This is a genomic window from Qipengyuania sp. Mu-71, from assembly GCF_036867055.1.
GTDB lineage: Bacteria > Pseudomonadota > Alphaproteobacteria > Sphingomonadales > Sphingomonadaceae > Qipengyuania > Qipengyuania profunda.
The window spans coordinates 194,485-209,029 of sequence record NZ_JBAJHR010000001.1; the positions used below are offsets into that span (position 1 = coordinate 194,485).

Here is a 14,545-nt window from a genome sequence, read left to right on the forward strand (position 1 = left end):
AAATCACAAGGAAGCGAAAGTTGCCTAGAGTCTTCGACAACATTTCTGATCGTCTTCTCGACGCCCTCGATCACACCATGGCGGACGCCGTTTCGGCCGACTTCTGCGTCGGATATTTCAACCTTAGGGGATGGCAGCGCATAGATCATCGTGTTGACCCTCTCGAAGGCGGACCGGGAAAGCAGTGTCGGGTCCTGGTCGGCATGCAGAAAGCGCCCGAACAAGAGCTGCGGGACATCCTCAGTGTGCACGGAGAGGATGGACTTCTCGATAATCAGGCCGCGTCACGGCTTCGGCAGAAACTTGCCGAAGAATTTCGAACCCAGCTGACGATTGGCATACCGACCTCGAGGGACGAAGAAGCTCTACGGCGGCTTGCTGCCCAGATTCGCTCGGGTCGCGTAGTTGTCAGGCTCTTCCTCAGGCATACGCTCCATGCAAAACTCTATCTTGTCGACAGGCGCGACACTGTGGCTAGCAAGGTCGGCTATGTGGGGAGCAGCAATCTCACTATGTCGGGACTCGCTTCCGGCGGCGAGCTCAACGTAGATGTGATGGACGACGACGCTTGTCGCAAGCTCGGGACGTGGTTCGAAGATCGCTGGAACGATCGCCGTTGTATCGACATCTCCACGGAACTTGCAGAAATTATTGAAACGAGCTGGGCACGTGAAGACGTCGTCCCTCCCTATCACGTCTATCTCAAGATGGCCTTCCATCTTTCGCAAGAGGCGCGTTCGGGGCTCGCGAACTTCCGCGTTCCGCGAGACTTCGACGAGGATATCCTCGGCTTCCAGGCGGCCGCCGTGCGTATCGCGGCACATCACCTCAATAAGAGGGGTGGCGTCGTGCTCGGGGATGTCGTCGGCCTGGGCAAGACACTCATGGCCACCGCGCTCGCCCGGATCTTCGAGGACGACTTCGGTCATGAAACCCTGATCCTGTGCCCCGTTAACCTAGTGAAAATGTGGGACGATTATCGGCAACGATATCGTCTCCGAGCCACAATCGTCCCTATCTCGCAAGCGCCAACACGTCTTGCTGAACTGCGGCGTCATCGGATCGTCCTGATAGACGAGAGCCATAATCTCCGAAATCGCGAAGGACAGCGTTACCGCGCCATCCGCGACTACATCAAGGAGAACGACAGCAAGGTCATCCTTCTGTCCGCTACCCCCTACAATAAGTCATATCTGGACCTCTCGAGCCAATTGCGCCTCTTCCTCGATGGTGACGAAGCATTGCCGATACGACCAGAGGCACTGCTTCGCGAGATCGGAGAAGCGCATTTCCTCGCCGAACATCAATGTCCCCTGAATTCGCTGCTCGCATTCGAACAGAGCGAAAATACCGACGATTGGCGGGACCTCATGCGCTACTTCCTGGTGCGGCGAACGCGCAGCTTCATCAGGGACAATTACGCCGAGACCGACCCCGCCAACGGGAGGCGCTACCTCACCCTTTCCGGCGATCGCCGATCATACTTTCCCGACCGAGTCCCGCGCACGCTCAGCTTCCCGATCACCGATGACGATCCGAACGATCAATATGCGCGCCTCTACGGGGACCGCACAGTCGCAGACATCAATTCGCTGCAGCTGCCGCGGTATGGCCTGGCCAACTACATCAAGGCGAAAGCCGATCCGGCCCCCACCGCCGCGGAGCAGCTCACTGTGGCGGATATGAGTCGAGGGGGCCGGCGCCTGATGGGCTTCTGCCGAACCAATCTCTTCAAGCGCCTAGAAAGCGGCGGACATACTTTCATCCAAAGTCTCGATCGCCATATCCTACGGAACCACGTCGTCCTGCACGCACTCGAGAACGGCTTGCCCGTTCCGGTGGGGACGCAGGACCATCTGATGCTGGAGACGGATCGGGACCCAGAACTCGAAGGCATGCTGCCCGCCGCTGTGGATTTCACGGACGATCCAGGATCGCACTACCGCGCTCGGGCGGATCGAGCATACGAAACCTACCGCACACAGCACGCCAAGCGCTTCAGATGGATGGGAAGCCATCTCTTCAATCGCAAGTTGGCCAACGATCTGCGCTCCGATATCGAAAAGCTGGTCGGCATTCTCGAGCGTTGTGGCGAGTGGGATCCGGAAAAGGATTCGAAGCTCGAGCGACTCGAGCGGCTGCTCAAAGACGATCACCCCGATGCCAAGGTCATCATCTTCTCCCAGTTCGCGGATACCGTCGCCTACATCGAAGGAGAGCTTAGGCGGCGAGGCATCGAGAAGGTTGCCGGCGTCACTGGCGATAGCGACGATCCATCCGCGATCGCTTGGCGGTTCAGTCCGGAAAGCAACGACAAACGCGATACCATCAGGCCGTCAGACGAACTCCGGGTGCTCGTAGCCACGGACGTGCTGTCAGAAGGACACAACCTCCAAGACGGCGCAATCGTCGTCAACTTTGACATCCCCTGGGCCATAATCAGGCTCATCCAGCGTGCTGGCCGCGTCGACCGTATCGGGCAACAGGCTGAAGAAGTCATCTGCTACACCTTCCTTCCGGCGGAGGGCGTCGAACGCATCATCCGCCTGAGAGGCAGGATCACCCAGCGCCTGGACCAGAACCGGCAGGTCATCGGGACCGACGAAATGTTCTTCGACGAAGAGAACGTCGACGGCCTCGCTGACCTCTATCATGAGAAAGCGGGGGTCCTCGATGCGGACGACCCGACCGAGGTCGATCTATCGTCATACGCCTTTCAAATCTGGAAGAACGCTACTGACGCAGACCCGTCGTTGGCCAGAAAGGTCCAGAATCTACCCAACGTGGTCTACACAGCGAAGGAGCACTCAGAAGGCCCATTCTCGCCCGAGGGTGCCCTGGTCTACGTGCGCACCGCCGAGGACGTCGATATGCTCGCCTGGATCGGCGAGAACGGCAAGCCCGTAACGGAATCCCAGTTCACCATCCTCCAGGCTGCAGCCTGCCAATCCACCACGCCAGGCATTCCTCGCGCATCCAACCATCATGATCTGGTTGCGGAGGGAGTTCGCGCTATTGCAGAACTCGACACACAGGGCGGGGGCCAGTTGGGGCGCCCATCCAGTGCTCGAAGACGGGTCTATGATCGTCTCAAGGCATTTCTGGACGACAACGCGGGAACGCTGTTCGACACAGAGGAGCGGCGGCGAGCCCTCGATGAAATCTATCGATTCCCGCTCAAGGAAAATGCTCGTGCACTGCTCAATCGTCAGCTGCGCGCCGGGATCACCGGAGAGGAGCTGGCAGATGTTGTCGTCACACTGCGAGACGAGGAACGCCTCTGCGTAGTCGAGGAGGACGACGATGATGGTGAGCCCAGAATCATATGCTCTATGGGGCTGCGCTCGACAGGGGGAATAGCAGAATGCGAATAAATCGGGACGCGGCGCTCAAGTCACTTGAGAGCGGGGACTTCCGCCGGCTGTTTATCGAGGAGCTCGGTTGGGATCACGCACGGCAGACGTTGCAGATACCTTTCGAGGGCACGACGATCGCCGTCGAGACCGTAGCAGAGAAAAGGTCGTTCAAAGTCTTCATGGTCAAGGTTCCGAATGACGCCGGCCAGCTCTCGATGGCGCAGCGGCGCCACGTCCGAGACAAGCTGCTTCCCCTGGCGCGCGAGAATATCGTTATCTTTCTATCCTCCGACGAGAGAGGCCAGATCTGGCAGTGGACACGACGCTCGGTCGACAAACCCGCAGCCCTGCGTGAACACGCTTTCAGTATCGGGCAGACCGGAGAAGGCCTTCTTCAGCGCCTCGACCACCTCATTGTCGATCTCGAGGATGAGGACGGCCTCACCATCATCGACGTAGCAGACCGCGTGCAACGGGCCTTCGATGTCGAGCGGACCACTCGAGCGTTTTATGAGCGCTTCAAAACCGAGCACGACGCCTTCCTTGAGAGGATCGAAGGCGTCGATACGGAAGACGACAGAGCTTGGTATGCGTCAGTAATGCTGAACCGGCTCATGTTCGTATATTTTATTCAGCAGCGCGGCTTCCTTGACGGCGATCGCAACTACCTCAGAAACAAGCTGCGCCAGGTCCAAGAGAAACACGGACCGGACGAATTTCAGAGCTTTTATCGGGCCTTCCTTCTGCGCTTGTTTTTCGATGGGCTCGGCGGTCGAGAATCTGAACGCTCCCCCGAACTCGCCGAACTCATCGGAAGGGTTCCATACCTCAACGGCGGCATGTTTGTAGAGCACTTCCTCGAAGCGACCTATGACATCGATATTCCAGATGCGGCCTTCACGGCAGTCCTGGATTTCTTCGACGAGTTCGATTGGCATCTCGACGACCGCCCCGTTTCAACTGACAACGAAATCAATCCTGACGTTCTGGGCTACATCTTCGAACGCTACATCAACAACAAGCAGATGGGCGCCTACTACACCAAGGAGGACGTCACCGAATACATCTCGCGCACCACCGTGGTGCCGCGCATTCTGGATCTGGTCGCAGCACGCACTCCGCACGCATTCGACTCCGATGGACCGATCTGGTCACGTTTGCGGGACAACCCGGACGACTACATTTTTCCGTCAATGAAAGTCGGTGCCGGCGAAGGATTGCCGGACGGAGTGGACCAAGCTTCAGTCGAAGGCTCCGCCGAAGCACCGGACGGACGCTCGCTGCCTCGTGAAACCTGGCGGGGAGTGATCGACCGAACAACGCGCTACGAGAGCCTCAAGGAACTGCTCAGCTCCGGCGGAATCGACCAGGTCGATGACCTTGTCACCCACAACCTCGATATCCGCCAGTTCGCTCAGGACGCTATCGAACGTTCTGACGACCCGACTGTCATCGACGCATTCTTCAAGGCATTGAACAGCCTCAGCGTGCTCGACCCGACTTGCGGATCGGGCGCCTTTCTTTTCGCGGCGCTCAATGTTCTGGAACCCATCTACGAAGCGACGGTCGACCGGATGCGAGCCTTCCTCGACGAAGCCGGGCGTTCCGGATGGCAGTGGAATGCCGATATTCGGACCCGCTTCGAAGAGACCTTAGCGGAGGTCGATAGTCACTCGGACCAGCGCTACTTCATTTTCCGATCGATAGTCGTGAACAATCTCTTCGGCGTGGATATCATGGAAGAAGCCGTCGAGATCTGCAAACTGCGGCTCTTCCTGAAGCTCGCCAGCCAGATCGATGATGTCGATATGATCGAGCCGCTTCCCGACATCGACTTCAATATCCGCTGTGGCAATGCGCTCGTGGGTTATACCGATCACCCCGGTGCCTCGAACCGAGGTCTTGATCTCGCCAATACGCAGGACGAACTGGAACGCCAGGCGATCATGCTCAGCGACCTCTATGAGCAATACCGTGACAACCAGTTCGGTGATCGCCAGCTTGCAGCCACGCTGAAGCGTCTCATCGTCGAAATGCAAGAAGAGCTGGACGAGATGCTCAATGTGTCGCTCGGCGAGCGCTACGGCGCGAAGACCGAATCGAAACTTCAGCAATGGAAAAACGCTCATACGCCGTTCCACTGGTGGGCGGCCTTTTATGAACAGCTAGATGGCGGAGGCTTCGACGTCATAGTCGGAAATCCGCCCTATATCTCGTCCGCCAAGGTCCGGAAGGAATATACGGTCCATGACATTGAGACGGAGCGTGCAGCCGACATCTACGCCTGGGTGATGGAAAGGTCGGCGAATCTCCTCGCAGATGGCGGACGCTCTGGAATGATTGTGCCGCTCAGCTTGACCTTCAGTTCGCGCTTCGGTGCTCTACGTGACGTGTTGTCGCGTGACTACGCTGCGAACTGGTATTCGTCATTCGGGCGCATACCTTCCGCGCTCTTCGCTTATGACGTGCGTGTCCGCAATACGATCCACATCGGACGAAGGCCGATGGCCGGCGAGCGCGAGCGGCTGCAATATACCGGCAGACTGCACCGATGGTTCGAACAGGAAAGACCTCACCTTTTCGAAACCCTCGCCTTTACACCGTTCCAGCGCCAACTGTGGGGCGGGATGGTGCCAAAGGTCCACACGTCAAAGCTGGTGAACTTCATCGAGCATCAGAGCGCCGCCATGGTCCCGACGATCGAAGCGCATTTGCGTCGCGGCGGGCGCCATCAGCTCCACTTCAAGAAGTCGGCCTATAACTGGCTCAACTTCTGTGAGGACCTGCCGCCTTGCTACGATGCTAACGGCGCGGAAATTGCACACACCAAGTTCGGCACAGTGTCATTCGCGGACGAAGGAGATCGTGACCTCGCCTTCCTGTTGCTGAACGGAAAATGGGAGTTCGCCTACTGGTATATGATCGGCGATGACTTCGATGTCACGCAAGGTTCGTTCGAAGGGCTCCCCGCTCCGTTTGCGAGGCTTCACGGTGAAAAACGCGCCCGGTTGCTGAGCTTGGTAGGCGACCTCAAGGAGGCAATGACCGTAGCAACGCAGTTCAAGCTCAATGCGGGCAAGAGGGTCGGCAACTACAACCTTGCCAAGTGCCGGCACGTCACGGATGTGAGCGACGCTATGTTCGCCGAAGCCTTCGGCTGGGAAGACGTCTGGCCCGAGGTCCAGCTGCTATATTCACAGGCCGTGAAGACGACCTACACTGACGATGAGGAAGGGGACTAACCCATCTCGCCGCGGGTAGCGGATACGATAGCTCGCCAATCGAATCTGAATCCCTCTCCTGGGAAAAAATAGCCATTACCGCGGTTCTCCAGAAGCCCAAGCTTATTCCAGAGCTTCGCCTCGTCCCGAAAGAAGGTCGGCTTTCCTTTCCCCTTGTTCTTCGGCGGACGTATCACGCCAGCTGAGACGAGTTCAGCGTCGATCGCATGCAAGAAGGCATCCGAAGTCTTGCGGTCCTTCTTCTTGATCCCTCGAGCTTGCTCTTCCATCCACAGGATAAGTTCCAAATGGTTTCCGTCGAGCAGGACCGAACGAGCAAGTTCGGCAAGAAACGCATCGCTGTCGGGACCATAGACCTTCCCGATATGGAGAAGTGAAAGGCCTCTCATGGTCAAGCCGCCTTCCGGCGACAGCAGGCGACAATGCCGCAAGCTATACTGCGCGTTGATCCTATGCGACGTATTGTGAACTGATACACTGATCTTTCGAGCAGTTCCTTCCCATGTGAGCGCCTTCCCCTTCTGACGGAACTGGTTCCAGAACGTATCGTAAGCTTGGTCGAACTGCCGTCCTTGCTTCTGGTCGATGATCCTGAGCAATTCGAAGAGGTCGTAGTGTGACAAGTCACGCCAATATGCCCAGAAAGTCCCACGCCCTCTGCGCTTGGGTCCCTTGAATTTCGGGCCTGTCCGCTTTTTCAGTTTACGATGAACAGTCAGCTGTTCGACCGACTTGTCGTAAGACATCAGCAAGATCGGACGGTCGCCCAATTCTCTACGGATGACCCCCTCAAGGTGGTCGGCAATGAGGAAGCCATCTGTCGACTTCTTCGGCAACACCAACCCGGCAAACTCGAAACTTTCCAGGTAGGTCAGCATCTGCCCGAGCCCGGTGACGTATTCCCGTTTCGAATGGTTCGGAGGCTTAAATTCAATCGCCAGTGAAGACCCGGTGACCGGATCTTCGAATGCTATATCGGGCCTCGGCCAATCGGCTATGCCCTGCCATAAGGTGCATTTCCTGGTTAGGCGACTTGGAATGCTCCAATTGGCTGCACCTCCGGATCTAACCTCTGACAGTAGAATTTTCGAGACAGCTTGAGCCATCGCATTGTGCTGGTAGCTCATTCGATAGGTCTCAACGCTAAGTCAATCATGCTTCGATCAGCCTCAAATTTGTCACGTCTCCTACTTGCCATAACTCCGCGCCGCCGCTTTACAATGCAATCTCTGGGGCTTGTCCAATCGGAACTTAAGAATGTGATCAATTCGCCCTCGAATTAAGAGCCAAGGCACTCAACCAGCTCTAACGCCCGGGCACGAACAATACTCTTCATCTTCATAAGCCTGACCGCTGCAGAGTGTTCGTTGCGATCCGCCAGTGAGAGGACAGCCTCGGTCACCGCGTCCGAGTGCCGCATGAGGACGACGAGCGCCGTGCCACTGGGCCCATTGCGAGCCAGCAGCCAGTTGTGGACCGTCCGCTCATTGGTTCCGGTCAGACGCGCCAGATGCTTCACATGAGACGGTATGGTGCCGAAGTCCGCCTTCAGGGCCTCTGCCACCACCTCCGCCAGCAATGCGCCCGTTTCCGCAGCGGGATCGATCGGAAACCGATTTCCGTTTCCACCGCGAAGTTTTCGGTCATCCGTAGAAAAAGACATTCCACCATACTCCCCTTATGCCGAACGGGTTCATCGGGAGAGATGCCCGACTCGCTAGACCCGGTGCCAGGCATGATGGAAGCGGAAGGAAAAAAGAATAAGACTAGGGCCGCACAATACGTGCGCATGTCTACAGATCATCAGCGCTATTCGACCGAGAACCAGGCCGAAATCATCGAAGCCTATGCCGCGCGGCGAAATTTCGAGATCGTCAGGACTTATGCCGATGAAGGACGCAGCGGTCTCAGCATCTCAGGACGGGATTCGCTCAAGCGCCTCATCGACGATGTCCAACAGGGGCGCGCCGACTACGAGGCTGTCCTCGTCTACGACATCAGCCGGTGGGGCCGTTTTCAGGACGCCGACGAGAGCGCCTACTACGAATTCATCTGCCGCGAGCGCGGCATCAACATCCACTATTGCGCCGAGCAGTTCGATAATGACGGCAGCCTGCCCTCGACCGTGATGAAGAATATCAAACGGGCGATGGCAGGGGAATACAGCCGCGAACTCTCAGCCAAGGTGTTCACGGGACAATGCCGGCTGATCCGGCTGGGCTATCGTCAGGGAGGCCCCGCCGGTTACGGCCTGCGTCGCTACCTCGTGAACGAGCGGGATGAACCCAAAGCACCTCTGGCGCGTGGCGAGCACAAGAGCCTCCAGACAGACCGGGTTATCCTCGTGCCGGGACCGGAGGAAGAGGTGCGGACGGTCGAAAGGATTTACCGCCTTTTCGTTCTTCAACGCCGCTCCGAACGCGAGATCGCCGAAATACTCAACCGTGAAGGCATCACCACCGACCTCGAGCGCGCATGGACCAGGGCAACGGTCCGGCAGATACTGACCAACGAGAAATACATCGGCAACAACGTCTACAACCGCATCTCCAACAAGCTGAAGCGTAAGCGGGTGGTCAACGACCCGGAGATGTGGGTGCGAGGAGACGGTGCATTCACCGCAATCGTCGATCGCGAGTTGTTCAATGCGGCACAGGCGATCCTCGCTGCGCGGGCACGGCGCTTCAGCGATGACGAACTGCTCGCCATGCTGTCCGGCCTCTTGGCATCGAGAGGTTCATTATCGGGTCTGCTGATCGACGAAAGCGATGAGATGCCCTCGACTGCCGCCTATCGCCACCGGTTCGGCAGCCTCGTGCGTGCATACCAGCTCATCGGATATACGCCGGATCGCGATTACCGCTATCTCGAGACAAACCGCGTGCTCCGGCTTCTCCAGTGCGATGCTTTCGAACATACTGTGGATCGCATCCGCGAAATGGCGATGAGCATCGAGGTCAGTCCGCAGACCGATATCATCGTTGTGAACGGTGAAGTGTCGATTTCGCTTGTCATGATCCGGTGCACTGAGACAGCTGCTGGCTCGCTTCGCTGGAAGCTGCGTCTCGACAGCAAGCACCGACCCGACATTACTCTTGCTGTCAGGATGAACGCGGACAACCGGACTGTCCGCGACTATTATCTTCTGCCGTGGCTCGACCTCGGGCAAATCGCAGCAATGCGAATGGGCGAGGAAAACGGTATCGCGCTGGACGCCTATCGCACCGACGATCTCGATCCTCTGTATCACATGCTCAGGCGCCACCCGATCGGACGGGCGGCATGAGCAGCGAGATCGTCAGCATTCCGATCGAAGCAATCGAAGTCCTCAATCCGAGGGCGCGCAACAAGCGCATCTTCGAAGAGCTTGTCGAAAGCATAGCGAAGGTCGGACTGAAACGCCCGATCACGGTCCGCAGAGCGGAAGCCGGTGAGGGCTACGAACTCGTTTGTGGGCAGGGGCGGAAGGAAGCCTTTCAGAAGCTCGGTCAATCCATGATCCCCGCGATGGTCGTCGATGCCACCCGCGAAGAATGCTTCGTCATGAGCCTGGTTGAGAACCTCGCCCGGCGCAATCTTTCACCGCTCGAACTCATCCGGGAAGTCGGGCGTCTACGCGAGCAGGGTTACACGCATTCGGCGATCGGAGAGAAGATCGGTTTCAGCGCAGAATATGTGCATTCGATCGCCGGCTTGCTCGAACGGGGAGAGGAGCGCCTTCTCGATGCCGTCGAGCGCGGCATCATTCCGCACACGATCGCCGCCGAGATATCCAAGGCCAACGACGAGGACGTGCAGCGGGCGCTGACAGAAGCCTACGAGAAGGGAAGCCTTCCGGGCGATCAGATCCTCGCCATCCGCCGCATCGTCGACGATCGCAATCTGATCGGGAAAGGGATTAAGAGTATCCGCGCGGGCAAGCCACGTTCCAGCGTCCCGACCTCGGCCACGCTGGTTCGTGCCTATCAGAAAGAGGTGGACCGGCAACGTCAGCTGTTGAAGAAGGCGGGTCTGGCGCAAAGTCGTCTAGCCTTCATCACTTCCGCCATGGGTCGTCTCTTGGCCGAGGATCACTTCGTCGCGCTCCTGCGCGCCGAGGGAATGACCACGCTGCCCCAGCCCATTGCCGAGCGCCTCGGCCTCGCGGAGGCATAAGATGAGCGACGCAATACGGATATCGTTCGAACAGAAGGTGCTCGATCTTCCCGTGGAAAGGCTGCTGCCGCTGCGGCCCATGACGGCGCGCATCACCGACTCAAGGAAATATGCGAGGATCGCAACCTCGATAAAGGAAATCGGAGTCATCGAACCCCTGGCAGTGACGAAGGAGGACTCCTCGGGTCGACACATGCTGCTGGATGGACATCTGCGACTGCATGCCATCAGGGAAGAGGGAAAAGCGACCGCACCCTGCATCATCGCAGATGACGACGAAGCGTTCACATACAACAAACGGGTTAACCGGCTCGCGACTGTGCAGGAACACTATATGATCCAGCGGGCGCTCGATCGCGGCGTTCCTGCAGGCATGATCGCAGCGGCTCTCGGGATCGATATCAAAGCTGTGCAGCGTCGCAGCAAGATGCTGGATGGAATCGCACCCGAAGCGGTCGACATCCTGAAGGATCGCCCCGTCAATCCGCAGGTTTTTGATACACTGCGCAGGATGAAGCCGGAGCGCCAATTCGCCACGGCTGAACTCATGGCTTCGATGAACAATTTCACCGGCGCCTACGCTAAGGCCATCCTCGCGGCGACAAGGCAGGAAGATCTGGCGAGACCCGAACGACCGAAGAAGGTCCACGGCGTCACACCCGAACAGATGGCGCGGATGGAACGGGAGCTCGAATCTCTAAACAAGGATTTCCGGGCAGTCGAAGCGACGTTCGGCGATGATGTCCTCCATCTCGTCCTGGCATCGCGCTACATCGAACGCCTTATCGCGAACGATGCGATTTCGGCCTATGTCGAGGGCAAGCATCCTGAGATCCTCGCCGAGTTCCACAATATCGTCGCCGCCGGCACACTCGATGCAGCGTCCTGAAGGACGCTGGGATTGAAGCGAGCGGCCATTGAAAGTCGCTCCAACCTCACCCGGCGCGGAAGTCAGCGGAACAGGCTGACGGCGCCACGGATGACGGACCACAGCATCGATAAGGCGCCCACCATCACCAGCGCGCCGACTCCCCAGACCTCAGCTCTATGCCAGATCGGTTCTTTTTTCGGCTCGTCGGTTTCCCATTCCCTCATGTCGACCAGATACCGCACAAGTGTTCGCAACGGCAATATGAAGAAAGCGAGGGCACTCACGGCTGTTCATGGGTCATACCTCGAAGGATCGCAAAGATACCGCTGCGGAATTGGCTGCATCTATCGTGGCGAGTTGGAAAACGGCATGTCCACGAGGGACCACTGTAGCAGTCCGCCCTTCGTCGGCTCGCTGGATTTAACCATTCCTCGATCGCGAAGGTTGCGAAGTGCGGCTCCCACTCGCTTCTGGATGGTCTTGACGAGCTTTTTGTCGGAAAGATTGAGTTCACGCTCATCCATAAGCCGTAGAGTGATCGTGCGACCGTCCATCGAGTCTCCAGCCTTTCGTAGCATATCGAGGATCGAACGGGTCACCTGCCCCTTGAACGCATGATGGCGGGGAGGCATCGGCTTCGTCTTGATTTCGTCCAGCTCTGCATCGGGATCGAAAAGAAGGATCGTGCAGTCGACGTGGTCGAGATCTATCAGGGCCTGCCGAAGCTGATCCTGGAGTGCATCCACGCGACCGGCGATCTCGCCTCTCTTACTCTTAAGTGCCGCTACGGCGTTGGGATTCTGCATAAGCCCATTCAAGCATCAATCTAGCAGGGAATCACGGGATTCATTGGTCCCCTCTGCGCTAAAATGCTGTGGAACTCGGGCAGTTCATCAAGGAACAGCACCCCCAGATGCGCCAGGCTGACCTCGCCCGGCTTCACCCGCAGCCCGCCCCCGGTGAGCGCCGCCATGCTCGCCGAATGATGCGGCGCGCGGAACGGACGCGCGCGGCTGATGCGCCCCTCGGCCAGCGTCCCGGCGACCGATTGCACCATCGACACTTCGAGCGCCTCGGCAGGCGCAAGCGGCGGCAGGATGCCCGGCAGGCAGCTCGCCAGCAGCGATTTGCCCGCGCCCGGCGGGCCGATCATCAGCAGATTGTGCCCGCCGGCCGCCGCGATCTCGAGCGCGCGCTTGGCGGTTTCCTGTCCCTTGACCTGCTTGAGGTCGCCGCCGCTCGTCTCGCTCTCTACCACGCCCGGTTCGGGCTGGGGCAGCAGCTGCGTGCCCTTGAGGTGGTTGAGCAGGCTGGCGAGGTCGGGGGCGGCGCAGACCGGTATCTCGCTTGCCCAGCGCGCTTCGGAGCCCTGTGCGCGTGGGCAGATCAGGCCGGCCTCCGCCTCGCTCGCGTGGATCGCCGCCAGCAGCACGCCGGGCGAGGGCTCGATCCGCGCGTCGAGCGCCAGTTCGCCCACCGCGATCCAGTCGCCCAATTGCTCGGCATCGGTCACCCCCATCGCTGCCAGCAGTGCCAGCGCAATCGGGAGGTCATAATGCGAGCCTTCCTTGGGCAGGTCGGCGGGCGAGAGGTTGATGGTGATCCGCTTGGGCGGTAGCGCAAGGCCCATGCTGGACAGCGCGGCGCGCACGCGTTCCTTGCTCTCGCCTACCGCCTTGTCCGCCAATCCGACGATATTGAACTTGGGCAGACCCGGCGCGACCGAGCACTGCACTTCGACGCTGCGTGCCTCGAGCCCGAGATAGGCCACCGTTTTGACCAAAGCGACCAGGATTAACCCCCACCCCCGCAATCACCCCTAGCTGATGCCGCGAAAGCCCTAGTTTGTCGAGGGTTAACGGGTTCGCACTGGAGGTGAAGCAGCATGGTTAACAGCGGGTTATCCATACCTCTTGAGCCGCTGGAAAGCGCGCGTGCGGCAAAAGATTGCCATGTTCAGAATTACAGCAATCCTCCTTTCCGCTCTTGGTACCCTGATCGCCGCTCCGGTGGCCGCACAATCGCTGACCCTGGTCAGCCTGCCGGTCGTCTATGTCGCCAGCCCGGTCGTCCAGCAGACGCACCAGGGCCGCGCGGTCCTTCCTGCCGCGGTAGTGCGCCCCCAGGCACAGCCGGTGCGCGAGCGGCAGAACCTTGCCGCTGTCCGCCCGCAGACCTACACGCCCGCCGAATTGCCGGTGTGGAAAGCCCCCGCCTTCATCGATCGCCGCTTCCGCGACTATAACCGCGGTCTTGCGCAGTACGGCCCGTTCCGCGTGATCGACGCGCGCCGGGTGGCGCTGGTGGGCGAAACCGATGCTGCGACCCCGGGCTATTTCCGCGCGATGATGCGCGACTTTCCCGGCATCGAGCAGCTCGACATGGTCGAATGCCCGGGCACCCGCGACGACCGTGCCAACCTCAAGGTCGGCCGGATGATCCGTGCAGCGGGCCTCGTCACCCACGTTCCCGCGATCGGCTCGGTCCGTTCGGGTGCGGTTGAACTGTTCCTCGCCGGAGTCGACCGCGACATTGCGCATGGCGCCGAGTTCGCCGTGCACAGCTGGATGGATGCCTATGGCCGCGAAGCCGACGATTTCTCGTTCGACGCTCCTGAGAACCGCCAGTATCTCGACTATTACCGCGAGATGGGTATGAGCACCGACCAGGCGCGTGCGTTCTACGATTTCACCAATTCGGTTCCGCATGCGCGTGCCCTGTGGCTTGGTGCGAGCGACATGCGTCGCTGGTCGGGCCGCCCGCAGCAGGCCAAGACGCCCGCGCGGACCAAGGCTGTCCGGTCGGCCCCGACGCTGGCCTATGCCGACGTCACTTTTTCTTGACGCGAGAGGGCGGTTCGCCTAGGCGCGCGGCCCTGTAGGTCGTCGCTCGCAGGGGCGGCCCTTTTTGCTGGTCCGAAT

The 14,545-nt window shown here is 59.2% G+C and carries 10 protein-coding genes and 1 pseudogene; 6 read left to right on the forward strand and 5 right to left on the reverse strand.

Annotated features, from left to right (window positions below):
- Positions 1-20 precede the first annotated feature (20 nt).
- Positions 21-3,374 carry a helicase-related protein gene (locus tag V6B15_RS00970; protein WP_334199694.1) on the forward strand — a complete coding sequence of 1,118 codons (3,354 nt, stop codon included), beginning with the start codon at positions 21-23 and terminating at the stop codon, positions 3,372-3,374.
- Positions 3,365-6,598, forward strand: a complete 3,234-nt coding sequence (locus V6B15_RS00975; protein WP_334199695.1) for an Eco57I restriction-modification methylase domain-containing protein — start codon at positions 3,365-3,367, stop codon at positions 6,596-6,598. The genes V6B15_RS00970 and V6B15_RS00975 overlap by 10 nt, the downstream gene beginning before the upstream one ends.
- On the opposite strand, the gene V6B15_RS00980 is transcribed toward V6B15_RS00975, so the two are convergent.
- The gene (locus V6B15_RS00980) at positions 6,595-7,725 is read right to left on the reverse strand and encodes a hypothetical protein (protein ID WP_334199696.1); all 1,131 of its coding nucleotides are present in this window, start codon (positions 7,723-7,725) and stop codon (positions 6,595-6,597) included. The genes V6B15_RS00975 and V6B15_RS00980 overlap by 4 nt on opposite strands.
- Positions 7,726-7,877: 152 nt before the next feature.
- On the reverse strand, positions 7,878-8,261 hold the full coding sequence (locus tag V6B15_RS00985; protein WP_334199697.1) for a hypothetical protein: 384 nt from the start codon (positions 8,259-8,261) through the stop codon (positions 7,878-7,880).
- 72 nt (positions 8,262-8,333) lie between these two features.
- Between V6B15_RS00985 and V6B15_RS00990 the strand changes: the two genes are divergently transcribed.
- The 3 genes from V6B15_RS00990 to V6B15_RS01000 are packed head-to-tail and all read left to right on the forward strand — an operon-like array spanning position 8,334 to position 11,642.
- On the forward strand, positions 8,334-9,884 hold the full coding sequence (locus tag V6B15_RS00990; RefSeq protein WP_334199698.1) for a recombinase family protein: 1,551 nt from the start codon (positions 8,334-8,336) through the stop codon (positions 9,882-9,884).
- Entirely contained in the window at positions 9,881-10,753 is an 873-nt protein-coding gene (locus V6B15_RS00995) for a plasmid partitioning protein RepB C-terminal domain-containing protein (protein WP_334199699.1), read from the forward strand. The genes V6B15_RS00990 and V6B15_RS00995 overlap by 4 nt, the downstream gene beginning before the upstream one ends.
- A 1-nt stretch (position 10,754) precedes the next feature.
- Positions 10,755-11,642 (forward strand): plasmid partitioning protein RepB C-terminal domain-containing protein, encoded by an 888-nt coding sequence (locus V6B15_RS01000; protein ID WP_334199700.1) that lies wholly within the window; start codon positions 10,755-10,757, stop codon positions 11,640-11,642.
- 62 nt (positions 11,643-11,704) lie between these two features.
- Here V6B15_RS01000 and V6B15_RS01005 read toward each other — a convergent pair whose 3' ends face one another.
- The 3 genes and pseudogenes from V6B15_RS01005 to V6B15_RS01015 form a co-directional block, all read right to left on the reverse strand.
- Positions 11,705-11,848 carry a hypothetical protein gene (locus V6B15_RS01005; RefSeq protein WP_334199701.1) on the reverse strand — a complete coding sequence of 48 codons (144 nt, stop codon included), beginning with the start codon at positions 11,846-11,848 and terminating at the stop codon, positions 11,705-11,707.
- A 120-nt stretch (positions 11,849-11,968) separates the two neighbouring features.
- Positions 11,969-12,430, reverse strand: coding sequence for a hypothetical protein (locus V6B15_RS01010; RefSeq protein WP_334199702.1), 462 nt, complete (start codon positions 12,428-12,430; stop codon positions 11,969-11,971).
- Between the two features lie 71 nt (positions 12,431-12,501).
- A pseudogene (locus V6B15_RS01015) lies at positions 12,502-13,416 on the reverse strand (YifB family Mg chelatase-like AAA ATPase); the annotation flags it as partial.
- Positions 13,417-13,576: 160 nt separating this feature from the next.
- On the opposite strand from V6B15_RS01015, the gene V6B15_RS01020 reads away from it, so the two are divergent.
- Positions 13,577-14,467, forward strand: a complete 891-nt coding sequence (locus V6B15_RS01020) for an alpha/beta hydrolase (protein WP_334199703.1) — start codon at positions 13,577-13,579, stop codon at positions 14,465-14,467.
- Positions 14,468-14,545 lie beyond the last annotated feature (78 nt).

Excerpts from the sequence above, each read along its gene's own strand:
- V6B15_RS00975 (WP_334199695.1), top strand. The coding sequence starts at position 3,365 with ATGCGAATAAATCGGGACGCGGCGCTCAAGTCACTTGAGAGCGGGGAC.
- V6B15_RS00980 (WP_334199696.1), bottom strand. The coding sequence starts at position 7,725 with ATGAGCTACCAGCACAATGCGATGGCTCAAGCTGTCTCGAAAATTCTA.
- V6B15_RS00985 (WP_334199697.1), bottom strand. The coding sequence starts at position 8,261 with ATGTCTTTTTCTACGGATGACCGAAAACTTCGCGGTGGAAACGGAAAT.
- V6B15_RS00990 (WP_334199698.1), top strand. The coding sequence starts at position 8,334 with ATGATGGAAGCGGAAGGAAAAAAGAATAAGACTAGGGCCGCACAATAC.
- V6B15_RS00995 (WP_334199699.1), top strand. The coding sequence starts at position 9,881 with ATGAGCAGCGAGATCGTCAGCATTCCGATCGAAGCAATCGAAGTCCTC.
- V6B15_RS01000 (WP_334199700.1), top strand. The coding sequence starts at position 10,755 with ATGAGCGACGCAATACGGATATCGTTCGAACAGAAGGTGCTCGATCTT.
- V6B15_RS01005 (WP_334199701.1), bottom strand. The coding sequence starts at position 11,848 with ATGAGGGAATGGGAAACCGACGAGCCGAAAAAAGAACCGATCTGGCAT.
- V6B15_RS01010 (WP_334199702.1), bottom strand. The coding sequence starts at position 12,430 with ATGCAGAATCCCAACGCCGTAGCGGCACTTAAGAGTAAGAGAGGCGAG.
- V6B15_RS01020 (WP_334199703.1), top strand. The coding sequence starts at position 13,577 with ATGTTCAGAATTACAGCAATCCTCCTTTCCGCTCTTGGTACCCTGATC.